This is a genomic window from Thermovibrio ruber (assembly GCF_055380895.1).
Genome location: NZ_AP042397.1, coordinates 597,501 through 612,658 on the forward strand (window position 1 = coordinate 597,501; position 15,158 = coordinate 612,658).

General features: G+C 48.6%; 12 protein-coding genes, 5 tRNA genes and 2 rRNA genes (1 of these 19 only partly in view). 7 read left to right on the plus strand and 12 right to left on the minus strand.

Annotation, left to right across the window (positions count from 1 at the left end; translation table 11 throughout):
* The 11 genes from ACZ424_RS03010 to ACZ424_RS03060 form a co-directional block, all read right to left on the minus strand.
* Nucleotides 1–1,070 (minus strand): 23S ribosomal RNA (locus ACZ424_RS03010) (it extends 1,901 nt beyond the left edge of the window).
* Between the two features lie 57 nt (nt 1,071–1,127).
* Nucleotides 1,128–1,203: transfer RNA gene (locus ACZ424_RS03015), tRNA-Ala, on the minus strand.
* 6 nt (nt 1,204–1,209) lie between these two features.
* A tRNA-Ile gene (locus ACZ424_RS03020) sits at nt 1,210–1,286 on the minus strand.
* Nucleotides 1,287–1,358: 72 nt separating this feature from the next.
* A 16S ribosomal RNA gene (locus ACZ424_RS03025) occupies nt 1,359–2,946 on the minus strand.
* The 16S and 23S rRNA genes sit together here with 2 tRNA genes alongside, the layout of an rRNA operon.
* 246 nt (nt 2,947–3,192) lie before the next feature.
* Entirely contained in the window at nt 3,193–3,669 is a 477-nt protein-coding gene (gene sixA / locus ACZ424_RS03030) for a phosphohistidine phosphatase SixA (protein ID WP_464905045.1), read from the minus strand.
* On the minus strand, nt 3,645–5,651 hold the full coding sequence (gene ppk1, locus ACZ424_RS03035) for a polyphosphate kinase 1 (RefSeq protein ID WP_464905046.1): 2,007 nt from the start codon (nt 5,649–5,651) through the stop codon (nt 3,645–3,647). The genes sixA and ppk1 overlap by 25 nt, the downstream gene beginning before the upstream one ends.
* A complete protein-coding gene (locus tag ACZ424_RS03040; protein WP_464905047.1) occupies nt 5,638–6,507 on the minus strand; it encodes a Ppx/GppA phosphatase family protein in 870 nt (289 codons plus the stop codon). Before ACZ424_RS03040 ends, ppk1 begins: the two co-directional genes overlap by 14 nt.
* Nucleotides 6,504–7,838 (minus strand): NAD(P)/FAD-dependent oxidoreductase, encoded by a 1,335-nt coding sequence (locus tag ACZ424_RS03045; RefSeq protein WP_464905048.1) that lies wholly within the window; start codon nt 7,836–7,838, stop codon nt 6,504–6,506. Before ACZ424_RS03045 ends, ACZ424_RS03040 begins: the two co-directional genes overlap by 4 nt.
* A 21-nt stretch (nt 7,839–7,859) precedes the next feature.
* Nucleotides 7,860–8,798, minus strand: a complete 939-nt coding sequence (gene fbp / locus ACZ424_RS03050; RefSeq protein ID WP_464905049.1) for a class 1 fructose-bisphosphatase — start codon at nt 8,796–8,798, stop codon at nt 7,860–7,862.
* Nucleotides 8,799–8,807: 9 nt separating this feature from the next.
* The gene (rlmN, locus tag ACZ424_RS03055; RefSeq protein ID WP_464905050.1) at nt 8,808–9,842 is read right to left on the minus strand and encodes a dual-specificity RNA methyltransferase RlmN; all 1,035 of its coding nucleotides are present in this window, start codon (nt 9,840–9,842) and stop codon (nt 8,808–8,810) included.
* An 89-nt stretch (nt 9,843–9,931) separates the two neighbouring features.
* Nucleotides 9,932–10,102 carry a Trm112 family protein gene (locus tag ACZ424_RS03060; RefSeq protein WP_464905051.1) on the minus strand — a complete coding sequence of 57 codons (171 nt, stop codon included), beginning with the start codon at nt 10,100–10,102 and terminating at the stop codon, nt 9,932–9,934.
* Nucleotides 10,103–10,165: 63 nt separating this feature from the next.
* On the opposite strand from ACZ424_RS03060, the gene ACZ424_RS03065 reads away from it, so the two are divergent.
* The 3 genes from ACZ424_RS03065 (at nt 10,166) to ACZ424_RS03075 (ending at nt 10,444) form a co-directional block, all read left to right on the plus strand.
* Nucleotides 10,166–10,260: transfer RNA gene (locus tag ACZ424_RS03065), tRNA-Ser, on the plus strand.
* Nucleotides 10,261–10,266: 6 nt separating this feature from the next.
* A tRNA-Lys gene (locus ACZ424_RS03070) sits at nt 10,267–10,342 on the plus strand.
* 6 nt (nt 10,343–10,348) lie between these two features.
* Nucleotides 10,349–10,444 (plus strand) — tRNA-Ser (locus ACZ424_RS03075).
* Here the strand turns inward: ACZ424_RS03075 and ACZ424_RS03080 are convergent.
* Entirely contained in the window at nt 10,445–11,197 is a 753-nt protein-coding gene (locus tag ACZ424_RS03080; RefSeq protein ID WP_464905052.1) for a spherulation-specific family 4 protein, read from the minus strand.
* A 72-nt stretch (nt 11,198–11,269) separates the two neighbouring features.
* On the opposite strand from ACZ424_RS03080, the gene hisD reads away from it, so the two are divergent.
* The 4 genes from hisD to ACZ424_RS03100 are packed head-to-tail and all read left to right on the plus strand — an operon-like array spanning nt 11,270 to nt 15,154.
* Nucleotides 11,270–12,601, plus strand: coding sequence for a histidinol dehydrogenase (gene hisD, locus ACZ424_RS03085; RefSeq protein WP_464905053.1), 1,332 nt, complete (start codon nt 11,270–11,272; stop codon nt 12,599–12,601).
* Entirely contained in the window at nt 12,601–13,536 is a 936-nt protein-coding gene (locus ACZ424_RS03090; RefSeq protein WP_464905054.1) for an aspartate carbamoyltransferase catalytic subunit, read from the plus strand. Before hisD ends, ACZ424_RS03090 begins: the two co-directional genes overlap by 1 nt.
* Nucleotides 13,533–13,871, plus strand: a complete 339-nt coding sequence (locus tag ACZ424_RS03095; protein ID WP_464905055.1) for a cytochrome c3 family protein — start codon at nt 13,533–13,535, stop codon at nt 13,869–13,871. Before ACZ424_RS03090 ends, ACZ424_RS03095 begins: the two co-directional genes overlap by 4 nt.
* A complete protein-coding gene (locus ACZ424_RS03100) occupies nt 13,871–15,154 on the plus strand; it encodes a dihydroorotase (RefSeq protein WP_464905056.1) in 1,284 nt (427 codons plus the stop codon). Before ACZ424_RS03095 ends, ACZ424_RS03100 begins: the two co-directional genes overlap by 1 nt.
* Nucleotides 15,155–15,158: the final 4 nt, after the last annotated feature.

Sequence of the window (15,158 nt, forward strand, 5' to 3'; positions counted from 1 at the left end):
GGCGGTCTGGGCTGTTTCCCTCTCGTCCACGGAGCTTATCCCCCGCAGACTGACTCCCACGGAGCATCTGCCGGCATTCGGAGTTTGGCGGGGTTCGGTACCCCTTTCGGGGCCCTAGCCCCACCAGTAGCTCTACCTCCAGCAGACTCGTCCGTGAGGCTAGCCTTAAAGCTATTTCGGGGAGAACCAGCTATCTCCGTACTCGATTAGCTTTTCACTCCTACCCACAGCTCATCCCCCGGTTTTTCAGCACCGGTGGGTTCGGTCCTCCATCCGGTGTTACCCGGACTTCAACCTGGCCATGGGTAGATCGTACGGTTTCGGGTCTACTCCCAGCGACTATGCGCCCTGTTCGGACTCGGTTTCCCTACGGCTCCGCCTTCCGGCTTAGCCTCGCCGCCGAGAGTAACTCCCTGGCCCATTACGCAAAAGGTACGCCGTCAGGAAGCAACGCTCCCCTCCGACCGCTTGTAGGCACACGGTTTCAGGTTCTATTTCACTCCCCTAACCGGGGTTCTTTTCACCTTTCCCTCACGGTACTATGCGCTATCGGTCGCCAGCGAGTACTTAGCCTTGGAGGGTGGGCCCCCCTGATTCCCGCAGGATTCCTCGTGTCCCGCGGTACTTGGGATCGTACCCCAGGGAGAGTGCCGGGTTTCGCCTACGGGGCTTTCACCCTCTACGGCAGGCCTTCCCAGACCTTTCGGCTACCCAGCACTTTTGTAACTCCCCGAAGGAGGGGCAGCTCCTTCCAGGTACGTCCCGCTACCCCGGATGGGCAACGCCTGCCCGCTTTTCCACCCATCCGGTTTGGGCTGGTCCCCTTTCGCTCGCCGCTACTCAGGGAGTCTCGGTTGATTTCCTTTCCTCCCCCTACTGAGATGTTTCAGTTCGGAGGGTATCGCCTCCCGCAGAGCGGGATGACGGGCTTTCTCCCCGCCGGGTTTCCCCATTCGGGCATCCCCGGGTCTTCAGCTGTTTGCGCCTCGCCGGGGCTTTTCGCAGCTTACCACGCCCTTCTTCGCCTGCTGGCGCCAAGGCATCCACCGTGTGCCCTTAGCACCTCGGCCTATTACCGCCTCAGTACTGGTTCCCTTATTCTGCTGTCAAAGACCAGTTTATTAGTATGGTGGAGACGGCCGGACTTGAACCGGCGACCGCCTGCTTGCAAGGCAGGCGCTCTCCCAGCTGAGCTACGTCCCCACTCTATGGTGGGCCAGGGTGGACTTGAACCACCGACCTTACCCTTATCAGGGGTACGCTCTGACCAACTGAGCTACTGGCCCTTAACAAGAGGATAAGGGACACGCACCCTGCAATTCTTCAGGGGCAGGAACCTGCCCACCCCTTTCTCCATAAAAGGAGGTGATCCAGCCGCAGGTTCTCCTACGGCTACCTTGTTACGACTTCACCCCAGTCACCAGCCCTACCTTCGGCCCCTGCCTCCCACTTCCGTGGGTTAGCCCGGGGACTTCTGGTAGAACCAGCTTCCGGGGTGTGACGGGCGGTGAGTACAAGGCCCGGGAACGTATTCACGGCCGTGTAGCTGACCGGCCGTTACTAGCGATTCCAGCTTCATGCAGGCGAGTTGCAGCCTGCAATCCGAACTGGGACCGGGTTTCTGAGTTTCGCTCCGCCTCGCGGCTTCGCTTCCCTCTGTCCCGGCCATTGTAGCACGTGTGTAGCCCAGGGCGTAAGGGGCATACTGACCTGACGTCATCCCCCCCTTCCTCCGGCTTATCGCCGGCAGTCCCCTTAGTGTGCCCGGCTTTACCCGCTGGCAACTAAGGGCAGGGGTTGCGCTCGTTGCGGGACTTAACCCAACACCTCACGGCACGAGCTGACGACGGCCATGTACCACCTGTGCCGGGTGGGCCCCCAAAGGGGCCTCAACCCTGACTTTCGCCAGGGCTACCCCCGGCATGTCAAGCCCTGGTAAGGTTCTTCGCGTAGCATTGAATTAAACCACATGCTCCACCGCTTGTGCGGGCCCCCGTCTATTCCTTTGAGTTTCAGCCTTGCGGCCGTACTCCCCAGGCGGGGTGCTTAACGCGTTAGCTTCGGCACTGACCACTCTCGTGGCCAACGCCCAGCACCCATCGTTTACAGCGTGGACTACCCGGGTATCTAATCCGGTTCGCTCCCCACGCTTTCGCGCCTCAGCGTCGGTTCCGTCCTCGCTGGCCGCCTTCGCCACCGGTGTTCCTCCCGATATCTACGCATTTCACCGCTACACCGGGAATTCCGCCAGCGTCTTCCGGACCCTAGACCAGCAGTATCAGAGGCAATTCCCCGGTTGAGCCGGGGGCTTTCACCTCTGACTTACTGGCCCGCCTACGCGCTCTTTACGCCCAGTAATTTCGCGCAACGCTCGGGACCTACGTATTACCGCGGCTGCTGGCACGTAGTTAGCCGTCCCTTCCTCTCCGGGTACCGTCACAGGGATGGGCTCTTAACCCATCCCCGCCTCGTCCCCGGCGACAGGAGTTTACACCCCGAAGGGCTTCTTCCTCCACTCGGCGTCGCTGGGTCAGGCTTGCGCCCATTGCCCAAGATTCCCCACTGCTGCCTCCCGTAGGAGTCCGGGCCGTGTCTCAGTCCCGGTGTGGCCGACCACCCTCTCAGGCCGGCTACCCGTCGTAGGCTTGGTAGGCCGTTACCCCACCAACTACCTGATGGGACGCGAGCCCATCCCGAGGCGGCAGCTTAGGCAAAGCCCAGAGGCCACCCTTTTCACACAGCCCATGCAGGCCGTGCGCTTATGGGGTATTAGCCCGGGTTTCCCCGGGTTATCCCCCTCCTCGGGGTAGGTTGCTCACGCGTTACTCACCCGTTCGCCGGTCGCCAGCACCAGAACCAAAAGGTTCCGGCCTGCTGCCCCACGACTTGCATGTGTTAGGCACGCCGACAGCGTTCGCGCTGAGCCAGGATCAAACTCTCCAGCAAAATATCACAAAGCTATTTCTGGCTCAGTTTCGCAAGGCTACAAAAACCTGCGGAACACCTCAATTACAAGCCCCGTCGGGCTTTTCCTCTCCGCAGGGTGCGTGTCCCTTATTCTCCTGTCAAAGACCTTCCGTTTAGGCGAGAGCTAAATTTATGCTCTCTCCTTAACTGTGTCAAGCTCTGTTTCTCTTAAACTTGACGAGCAGAAAATATAGGAGGCTGTTTTCTGTTGTCAAGAATTAGAGGTTAATTTTTTAAGGATTTCGGGTTATAAAAGGCAAAAAGCTTTAGGTTAGAGGAACTTCCCCGGAGCTCCACAACCGCCCCTTTTTTAAAGGCAACTTTTGAGGGACTTAAGCAGGTTAGGTAGTTAAGGAAGAGAGAAAGGTCTGGTTCGTGGCCTACAAGAAACAGGTTTTTCCTATTCTTATACTTGTTAAGTACTTTTTTGTAGTTTTCAGGTTCAGCGTCTGGGGAAAGGAGCTCCTCTATTTTAAGCTCAGCGTTAAGCTTCTTTGAAATAAGCTTTGCAGTGTGGAGAGCTCTCTCGCAGGGGGATGAAACGATTAAAGCTTTTTTAGGTAGAACGGGGCTTAACCAGTCAAGGAACGCTTTAAACTCTTTAATTCCCTCTTCTGTTAGAGGACGAAGACAGTCGTCTTTATCCCAATTCTCTCTTTTTAAGGCTTTAGCGTGTCTTACAAGGAATACTCTCTTACCCATTTTTCAAAGAACTCCTGGGAGTTAAAGTCTCTCTTTTCAGGCCTAACATAGGTTCCATCACTCTGGAGTATTCTAACCTTTGCCGTATCCTTCAGCTGTATCTTTAAAATATTTTTAAGCTTTTCCTTTAATTTTTCGTTCTTTATTGGAACTAAGGTCTCTACCCTCCTGTGGAAGTTTCGGGGCATCCAGTCAGCACTGCTTATAAAGACTAAGTCGTCCTTACCGAAGTAAAAAATTCTTGCATGTTCTAAGTACTTTCCAACAATACTGATTACTCTTATGTTCTCACTGACACCCTCTATCCCCGGCCTTAGACAGCAGATTCCTCTGACTATCAGGTCACTCTTCACTCCTTTTTGAGAAGCTCTGTAAAGAGCCTCTATTATTTCAGGGTCAACAAGCGAGTTCATCTTTGCAATGATCCTTCCCCTCTCTCCTAAAGATGCCTCCTCCTCTATGAGCTCAAGTATTTTCTTTTTCAGGTTGACTGGGGATATGAAGAGCTCTTTTAACTTCGGAGGGTGGAAGTAGCCGGTTATGACGTTGAATATCCTTGAAACGTCCTCTCCAATGTCGTCGTCTGAAGTTAGAAAACTTACGTCTGAATAGACCTTTACCGTTTCAACGTTGTAGTTTCCCGTTCCAAGGTGGAGGTATCTCTTTATACCGTTTTCCTCTTTCCTCACTATCATGAGCAGCTTTGCGTGGGTTTTAAGACCAGGAACTCCGTATACTACGTGGACTCCGTCCTCCTCCAACTTTCTCGCCCAAACAATGTTACTCTCCTCGTCAAAGCGGGCTTTTAGCTCAACAACTGCCGTTACCTCTTTTCCGTTCTGTGCAGCCCTGCTTAATGCTTCAACTATCGGAGAATTCTTACCGACTCTGTAGAGGGTCTGCTTTATTGCCAGGACGTTAGGATCTTCGGCTGCCTCCTCTACGAGCTCCACAACCGGGTCAAAGGACTCGTAAGGGTGAAAGAGAACAGCCTTTCCTTTTTTTAGAGCTGTGAAAACTCCAACCTCAAACTGTGGCGGATAGTAAGGGACGTAGGGCGGGAACTTGAGGTCCGACCTTTCTATTTCCCTGTAAAGACTCCACAGGTCTGACAGGTTGAGGGGAATTTTAAGCTGGTAGATGTCATCGTCTAAGAGCTCCAATTCGTCTTTCAGAAAAGATAGGATCATCTCTGAACCGCCGTTTATTTCTAAACGGACTGGCTGACCGAAACGCCTCTTTCTGAGTCCCTTCTCAACCTCTTCAAGAAGGTCGTCTGCCTCGTCTTCCTGAATGACTATATCTGCGTCTCTTGTGAGCCTGAAAGTAGCAACGCTTCTAATCTTCTGGTTGGGAAAGAGTTCCTTTAGGTGTTCAAGTATCAGTTCTTCAAGGTAAACGTAGACTCCCTCCTCAAGCTTTACAAAGCGGGGTAACACCTTTGGAATTGGGACGAGGCCGAATCGGAGCTCCTCAGAGAGCATCTCAACTATGATGTTAAAAGAAAGAGAGGGAAGATGTGGAAAGGGGTGGGTCAGGTCAACTGCAAGGGGAGTCAAAACGGGAAATACAAGTTCTTTAAAGTATTTATCGGCCTTCTTCTTCAGTTTTTTAGGGAGCTCTCCGTAGGTGTAGATTTTTATTCCCTCTTCTTTTAGAAGTTTCAGCAGGGTTTTGTAGTCTTTCTCGGTTATCTTGAGGAGCTCCCTTGTCTTCCTTGAAATTCTCTTTAGCTGTTCTTTTGGAGTAAGGCCGTCAAAGGAAGGCCTGTTCACGCCGGCGGCAACCTGTTTCTTCAGGCCAGCTACCCTTATCATGAAGAACTCATCAAGGTTTGTAAAGAATATGGCTATAAACTTTAGGCGTTCAAGGAGTGGATTCGTTTTGTCTTCAGCCTCCTCCAAAACTCGCCTGTTGAACTCAAGCCAAGAGAGCTCTCTGTTTATGTAGAGCTTAGGGTCTTTTAGGTTAACACTCTCCATCTAAAACTACCTTTTTGTAGATAAGGCCTTCTCTTAAACCGTAGCGAGATATTACAAGTTCCTTACACTTAAATATATCCATTAGCTCAAGGGCAACTACAGCTGCAACGGTTACAGTTTGTGACCTACTTAAGGAAATTTCGTAGAACTCCGATATCTTTTGGGGAGTTAAAGATAGGAGCTTCTCCACTATTGACTTAAGGGCTTTCTTCTTTATCCTCCTCTTTCCGTAAACTTTTTTTAGAGCCCTTACGCTGCCCCCAACTCCCACTAAAACGGAGCTCTCGCTTAGCTCAAAATCGTAAGGGTTGACAAAGTAGCGAACCTTCCAGCGTATTTTCCTTACATCCTTTATGACTCCGTTCTCAACGGCGTCTTTGAACTCCAGCGTTCCCAGTGGGTAGCTTTTACAGTGTTTAGGCTCTCTGTTTAAGACTTCACAGACCTCTAAGCTTCCTCCTCCGATGTCAAAGAGGAGACACTCATCAACCTTTACATCTAATAGAGCTCCAAGTGCCGAGTAGTAGGCCTCCTCTTCCCCTGATAGGAGAACTACTTCAAAGAACTTCCTTGCCCTCTTTAAAACCCCTCTTCCGTTCTCCGCAACCCTTAAAACGTAGGTGGCAACGGCAAAGGTGCAGTCTGGACTAAACTCCTGAACTCTCCGTTTAAAACTCTTAAGGGTTAGAAGGAGTTCCTCAACTCCTTCTTCCTCTAACCTGCCATTTTTCAGGTAGTTTAAGAGCCTTAAGTAGATTGATTCGGAGTAGACCTTCTTTATCTTCTTTCCCTTTACCTCGTATAGAAACAGCTTTACCGTGTTTGAGCCTATATCAACTACTGCAACTTTTTTCAAAACTCCTCCTTAAGGAAGAGGAGAGCTCCCTCTTGAATCGGCTGAAGGAGTGGCGGCGGCGTTATAGGCGGGAAGGCAACAGTTACGAGTGATAGCAAGTCTTCGGCTTTCTTGTTAGAAGCGATAAGATCTGAAAGGAAGTCAACTGCCGACGAGACGAACTTGCTCTCTCCGATAACCTCTCCTCCAACAAGTCTCCTATTTTTCAGAAAGTAGAGCCTTACAGTTAGAGGGTGCGCGTTTAGTGCCGTTGGATAGGCATCTGCCGAGTTAACAGTTATCTCTTTAAAAGAAAAACCTTTCTTCTCAAGAAGTTCCTCCGTATAGCCAGCAAAACCGTAGAACTTCCCTCCTACCTCTGTTACTCCAGCGGGAATAATGCCCGTATCCTCAACCTGTGGACCAGAGACGTTGGCTCCGGCAATCCTGCCGTCCCTTGCGGAAACTGAGGCAACCATTCCCGGCGTAAACTCTCCGTCTATGGCGCTTGTGTGGAGTATGCAGTTGCCGGCGGCTAAAACGTTGTCTGCAGAGGTTCTTAGAAACCTGTCAACTTTTACAAATCCTCTCTCCGTTTCTATGCCTGAGTCTACCGCAAGCTTTGTGTTCGGAAGGAAACCGATAAAAATGAAGACAAGGTCTGCATTTAACCTTCCGGAACTTAAGACGACTCTCTCTACAGAATTCCTACCTTCAAATCCGACAACTCTTTCCTCTTTGAGAATCTCAACTTCCTGGTCTTTTAACCTCCTCTCCATCTCCTCAAGGGTTTTAGAAGAGAAAACTCCGGAGGCTATTCTGTTAGAGGCCTCAACGACAGTTACCTCTTTTTCCGGCAAGTTCCGGCTGATGAGGTCTGCAAAACCGATGGAGATAAAACCTCCACCGATTAAAACAATTTTCTCTGCCTCTCTAACCTTCCTTACAAACTCTTCAACGGACTTTGTTGAAGTGTCTACGTAGTAGACATTTTGGAGTTCTTCTCCGGGAACCTGAAGCCTCCTTGGAACCCAGCCCGTTGCGAGTATAAGTCTCTCGTATGAAACGGCCCTCCCGCCAGCGGTAAAGAGGGAAGAGTCTGAAGGGTTTATAGAGACGACCTTGTCTATCAGCAAGAAAGCCCCCGTCTCTTTTACTTTTTGAAGGGGGTAGCGGTTCTTATCGGGTGGAATGACTCCCGAAACCACGTAGGGGAGGGCACAAGGTATCTGAAGATCTTCCCTGTCGTTTATTAACAAGACGCTCCTTTCCGGGTAGAGCTCCCTAACCGTTTTAACAGCACTAAAACCTGCAGGGCCTCCTCCGACTACAACTACGTCGTAATGCTCCATCTCTCCCTCCTAAAGGGGCTTTTATCCATATTCTTTTATGTATTCTAAACACTTCTCAACTTCCCACCTACTTCCGATGATAACCGGAACTCTCTGGTGGAGCTCCGCAGGAAAGATATCAAGTAGAGACTGTTTCCCGTCTGACGAGAGACCTCCTGCCTGTTCAATGAGAAAAGCCATAGGCTTTGCCTCGTAAAGAAGCCTCAACTTTCCGTTTGTGTTCTTCTCATCGGCAGGGTAGATGAAGATTCCACCCTTTAGGAGTGTTCTGTGAACGTCTGCAACCATTGAGCCTACATATCTTTGGGTATATTTCTCTGACTTTAAGTAGTCTATGAACCACCTTAAGCCTTCACTTGTCCACTTGTCCCTGTTTGCCTCGTTTATTGAGTAGATTTTTCCCTTCTCCGGGAGCTCTATTTTCGGGTGGGACAGGAGGAAGTTTCCGGACTCAGGGTCTAACGTAAAACCGACAACGCCGTCTCCTAAACTCATAACTAACATCGTTGAAGGGCCGTAGATAACGTAACCGGCACCCAACTGCTCCCTTCCAGGCTGCATAACCGTGTCTTTATGAATTGAAAAGATAGTTCCGATGCTTACGTTAACATCTATGTTTGAAGAGCCGTCCAACGGGTCAAAGGCAACGGCGTAGCCTGACTCTGAGACTATGAGGGCGTCTTCAACCTCTTCAGAGGTTATCTGGCAGGCTTTCCCGCAAGTTTTAAGGTTCTCAAGGAGAATCTGATTTGCAAGCTCGTCAAGTTTCTGGACTTCTTCTCCCTGAACGTTTACCTTCCCAGCACTGCCTAAAACTCCTAAGAGGCCGGCCTTTCTTACCTTTCCTGAAATCTCCTTACAGGCAACGGCTATTTCGTTTAAGAGAAGAATCAACTCGTCTGTTAAGTGCGGAAGCTCCTCTTTCTTCCGAAAGAGGTAAGTGGTAAACGGTAGAGCCATGACTCCCTCCTAAGCTGTTTTCTTCTCCTTTGTTCTAAGCATACCGCAAGCTGCAGATATGTCCTGACCTCGGGATTCCCTGATGAAGGCAGCAATGTTGTAATCCCAGAGGACTTTCTGAAACTTCTCAATCTCCTCCCTTGGTGTTGGCTGGAAGGGAGCTCCCGGATACGGATTAAAGGGAATCAGGTTAACCTTAACGGGAAGACCCTTTATCAGTTTAACGAGCCTCCTTGCATCCTCTAAAGAGTCGTTAACCCCTCTAAGCATAACGTATTCAATCATTATTCTTCTGTTGTTGTCGGCAGGATATTTCCTGAGAACTCTAATAATTTCACCAATAGGCCACTTCCTGTTCATCGGAACTATTTTTTCCCTCTGCTCGTCGGTAGTTCCGTGTAGTGAAACGGCAAGTTTTACCTTGTTCATCTCCTTTGCCATTCTCTCTATTCCGGGAACGACTCCTACGGTAGAGACGGTCACTTTTCTGGTTGAAAGGTCTAACATGTCCCTGTGGGTCATTATCTCAACGGCCTTTTTAACGTTGTCAAAGTTTAAAAGGGGCTCCCCCATTCCCATAAAGACAACGTTTGAGATTCTCCTGTTCTCTCCAACATCCCTCTGAACGTGGATGTACTGGTCAACTATCTCTGCTGCCGTTAGGTTTCTGGTAAAGCCGTCTTTGGCAGTTAAGCAGAATTTACACCCAGCAGGACATCCTACCTGAGTAGAGACGCAGAGTGTATTCCAGTCCTTCTCAGGGATAAAAACGGACTCTATCCAGTTTCCGTCTGGAAGCTCAAAGAGGTATTTCCTCGTTCCGTCTGAGGACTCTTCAACTTTAACGGTTTTTAAAACATCTATTCTGGCCTTTTGGGAAAGGAAGTCCCTCGCTTTTTTACTGATGTTGGTCATCTCGTCAAAGGACTTAACCCTCTTCTTGTAGAGCCACTGGGCTATCTGCTTTGCCCTGTAAGGCTCAAAGCCTAACTCTTTTACAAACTCCTTCAGCTCCTCTAAGTTCAGGTTCTTTATGTCAACCATTCCTTCTCCTCTTTAAGGTTCTGTAAATACCGTAAGCGGTTGAACCTAAAAATACAACTATTATGAGAAGAGAGAAGAAAAAGCTCAGCTCACTCATCTATCTCTTCTGCCTCATCTATAAGCATCACCGGGATGTCGTCAACTATCGGGTAGGCAAGTTTACACTTGTGACAGACCAACTTCTGCTCTTTTTCCCTGTACTCAAGATCGCCTTTACACTTTGGACAGACCAGTATGTTGAGGAGCTCCTTTGGAACCATAGCCACCTCCCTACATCTCTTGACACGATAAAACATAAGGTATATTTTTCCTTACCGCAACGCGGAGGGGTGGCCGAGTCTGGCTGAAGGCGGGTGACTTGAAATCACCTGAGGGCCTAACCAGCCCTCCGGGGGTTCAAATCCCTCCCCCTCCGCCACAAATTGGGCCCGTAGCTCAGCTGGTAGAGCAACGGACTTTTAATCCGTAGGTCGGAGGTTCGAATCCTCCCGGGCTCACCACTTCTTGGAGAGGTGGCCGAGCTGGCTGAAGGCGCCCGCCTGCTAAGCGGGTGTACGGGTTTAAAGCCCGTACCGCGGGTTCGAATCCCGCCCTCTCCGCCACTAAAGCTCGCCAAACACGGCCTTTACTTCATCACTAAAAAAATCCGGCAAAGAACCGTAAGGGTTTGAACCTTTTTCCAAGGTAATATAGACAAAAGAACACTTGCCATTTAAAGTGTTTAAAACACTTTTCCACTTAGTCTTAGGAACACCTGTAACTATACAGGCGGACTTTTTAAAATCCGGCGAAGCCGATAGGTTTTTCAGATTTGAGTAGTCTGCTTCAAAAATAACAACAAGGTCAGATACCGAAAATAACTCACTTGACGGGAGAGTTCCCGGGTTTAAGACGACGGTATATTTGCCCTTTGACTTAACGTATCTGTATAACTCCCTGTAGTAAGGAAGCTTATCTGAATCAACTGAAACCTCATCAAAAAAGAAACCCGAAACCTCCGGATAGAAGCCTAACCACCTATCTACGTCAGACTCTACCTCTGATAGCGGTCTTTCTCCCCAAGAGGTGTAAACGTAACCGATAGGGCTTTTCCCATTTCTACGGAACTCCAAGATAACGTCAGAAAAGAAGGGATCAGACTCCGTTCCGGGTCCGTTGCTGGGGTTAACAACAACGTAAAAGTTTGGAGAAGAGGGAGCTCCCTCTAAAACATCCCAAAAAGTCTCATCCTTAAAATAAGCAGGAACCAAAAGCCCCGAAAAGTTATAAGAAACATCTGCGTCCTTTGAACCTCCTCCTGAACCGCAACTAACAATAAAGAGAAGAACTAGAGAACTTAAAACAAGTTTCCTCAAACACCCCTCCTAAACGGTTTAGCCCCAATATCATATAATAGGCAAACGAAAAAACAAAAAGGGAGAAATTAAATGAGAATAGTTGACCTGAGGAAGGAGAACTGGAAAGAAGATCCGGAGCTCTCCCGAATAAGAAACAGAGGACAGGGCCTTGAGTCAAAGTTTGCTCCTGCCGTTTTAGAAATAATAGAGAACGTAAAGAACTTTAGAGACAGTGCCGTTTTCAGCTATGCAAAGAAGTTTGACAGAGTTGAGCTAACTCCCGAAAACGTAAGGGTTTCAGAAGAGGAGATTGAAGAGGCCTTTAAAAAAGTCCCTGAAGAGGTCGTAAAAGCAATAGAGTTTGCCGTTGAGAGGGTCAAAGCTTTCCACCAACACCAGAAGGAAAATTCCTACTTTGTAACAGAACCCGGAATCATTTTAGGTCAAAAAGTTATTCCTTTAGAAAGCGCAGGGATTTACGTTCCTGGTGGGAAAGCTTCATACCCCTCTTCTGTAATAATGAACGCAGTTCCTGCAAAGGTTGCGGGAGTTGAGAAAGTCGTAATGATAACTCCAGCAATAGGCTCTCTTGAGGTTAACCCATACTCCTTAGTTGCAGCAAAACTTTCTGGAGTTGACGAAGTTTACAGGGTTGGAGGAGCCCACGGAGTTGCAGCTATAGCTTTTGGAACAGAGAGTATTCCAAAGGTTGACAAGATAGTTGGCCCCGGAAACATCTACGTTGCCCTTGCAAAGAAGTTCCTGTTTGGAACTGTTGACATAGATATGGTTGCTGGCCCAAGTGAGATACTGGTAATTGCTGACGAGACTGCAAACCCAGACTGGGTTGCAACAGACCTCCTCTCTCAAGCTGAACACGACGAATTAGCAGGGGCTTTCTTAGTCACCCACAGTGAAAAGGTTGCAGAAGAGGTTGTGAAGGCAGTCGGAGAAAAACTTGAAAACCTCAAGAGGAAAGAGATAGCAAAGAAGTCAATTGAGAACTTTGGAACCGTTTTTCTAACAAGGGACGTTTACCACTCCTGTGAAGTGGCAAACGAAGTTGCCCCGGAGCACTTGGAAGTTGCAACTAAAGAACCATTTGCCCTCTTAGACAATATTAAACACGCAGGGGCGATCTTCTTAGGCCACTATACCTGTGAAAGTTTGGGAGACTACGTTTTGGGACCAAACCACGTTCTCCCTACAGGTGGAAGCGCAAGGTTCTTCTCACCGCTGGGAGTTTACGACTTTGTAAAACGCTCCTCTGTTCTTTACGTAAGCCCTGAAGGCTTCAAGCGGGTAAGTGGAGCTGCAAGGGAGCTTGCCGAGTGTGAAGGGCTTGAAGCCCATAGACTTGCAGTTGAAGTCCGGGAAGGGATAAAGATGTTAGTTAAAGCTCTTGAAGCTGTGAGGGAGTAATGGAACACCTTCTCTCCGCCGAAGATATAAGCCCTGAGCTTTTTAAGAAAATCTATGAAACGGCTCAGTTAGTAAAGGGAGTTCTCAGGGAAGGAAAAAAGAAGTTTTCGGTGTTAAGGGGTAAGTGTGTTGTAAACCTCTTCTTTGAGCCTTCTACAAGAACCCGCTCCTCTTTTGAGAAAGCCGGAAAGTTCCTCTCTGCAGACGTGATAAACATCAGCACCTCTGCGAGTTCAGTGAAGAAGGGAGAAAGCCTCATAGATACATTAAAAAACCTTGACATGATGCACCCAGATGTGATCGTTCTAAGGCACCCCTGTGAGGGAGCTCCCTACACCGCAAAGCCTTTCGTAAGGGCAGCAATAGTAAACGCCGGAGACGGGAGACACCAGCACCCGACCCAAGCCCTCTTAGACGCAGCCACTTTAACTGAGCACTTTGGAACACTTAAGGAAAAGAGAATTACAATCGTAGGAGATATTACAAACAGCAGAGTTGCCCGTTCAGACGCAATCCTTTTTAGAAAGCTTGGAGCAGAGGTCTTCGTTTACGGCCCATCAACAATGATTCCGAGGTATCCGGAGTCTTTGGGAGTTAAGGTTTTAAAGAGTTTTAACGAAGTCGTAAAAGTCTCAGATGCAATAATTCTCCTTCGGATTCAGCTTGAGAGACAGAACGCAAAGAAAACGTTTCCTTCAGTTAGGGAGTACTCAGAACTCTTCGGGTTGAACAGAGAGAAACTCAAGAAACTCCAACCAGAAACGGTAATTCTCCACCCGGGACCTTTCAACAGAGGAGTTGAGCTAACAAACGACGTTGTCATTTCTGAAAGAACGTTAATCTTTAACCAAGTTGAGATGGGACTTGCCGTTAGAATGGTCGTTCTTTCTCTTCTCTGTAAAAGACTTGAGAAACTGAAGGAGGAAGTTCAATGAAAAGATTGAGCGCAGGAATACTCTCCTTAGCAGGAGTTTCACTGATATTAGCAGGATGCCTTGAAGGGGGAGTTTTAAACAGGGACTTGGTGTTCAAGAACAAATACGGAGACGTTGTATTCAGTCACGTCTACCACGTTAAAGTGAAAAAACAGCACTGTTCTTACTGCCACCCGAAGCTCTTTAAGAAGAAGTTTGGTGAAGACAAGTTCACAATGCAGGACATCTGGAACGGTAAGTACTGTGGCGCGTGCCACAACGGAACGAAGGCCTTTGACGCCAAAACCCCCAAAAACTGCGCAAGGTGTCACAAGCAGAAAAGTGGAGAGAAATAATGGCAAGACTACTCTTTAAGGGAGCCAGAGTAGTAGACCCTTCTCAAGGCATAAACGGAGAGTTTGACGTTCTCGTTGAAGGTGAAAGGATTGTAAAGGTAGAGAAGAACATAAGCAGCATTGAAGCAGAAAAGGTAATTGACGTTTCAGGTTTAGTTCTGACTCCCGGTTTTATAGACCTTCACTGCCACCTTAGAGACCCGGGGCAGGAGTGGAAGGAAGACATTGAGTCCGGCTCAAAGGCAGCGGTAGCGGGCGGTTTTACGTCCGTCTGCTGTATGGCAAACACAGACCCGGTAAACGACAACCCTACGGTTACGAGGTATATCGTTGAAAAGGCCGAAAGGGTCGGACTGTGTGACGTTTTCCCCATCGGAGCAATAACGAAAGGGCTGAAAGGAGAGGAGCTTGCAGAGATAGGCCTTATGGTTAAGACAGGCATCGTTGCTATTTCCGACGATGGAGAAACTCCTAAAGATTCAAAGGTTTTGAGAAACGCAATGGACTACGCCCGGAGTTTGGGAATTCCAGTCTTTACTCACTCTGAAGATAAGACCCTTTCAGCAGGCGGCCACATGAACGAAGGTCCACTCTCAAGCCTTCTGGGAATTCCCGGAATGCCGCCAGAAGCTGAAGACGTAGGAACAATGAGGGACATTTTAGTTGCAAAGCTTACGGGAGCTCACATACACGTTTGCCACGTTTCAAGCAAGGGAGCTCTCCAGATCATAGAAAACGCAAAGAAAGAAGGAGTAAGGGTAACCTGTGAGATAACTCCCCACCACTTTACGCTGACAGAAGAAGCAGTTAAAGAGTTCAACACAAACGCAAAGATGTGCCCACCGCTTAGGACGGAAGACCACGTTGAGGCCTGCAGAAGAGCTCTAAAAACCGGAGTCGCAGACGCAATAGCAACAGACCACGCTCCCCACACCGAAGATGAAAAGTTGGTTGAGTTCTGCCAGGCACCGTTCGGTATCATCGGTTTCCAAACGGCACTATCCCTATCCCTCAACCTCGTTCGGGAAGGATACTTAACGCTAGAACAGATGGTTGAAAAACTGTCTGTCAACCCTGCAAAAATAATTAGAAAGAGTGACATTGGAACGCTAAAGCCGGGAGCAAGGGCAAATATAACTGTTTTTGACCCCGAGGAGGAGTTTATCTTAACAAAAGACCTAATAAAATCTAAAAGCTCCAACACACCTTTTCTTAACAGAAAACTGAAAGGAAGGGTGAAATTTACAGTATACAATGGTAGAATAGTGTATAAATCTGTATAAGGAG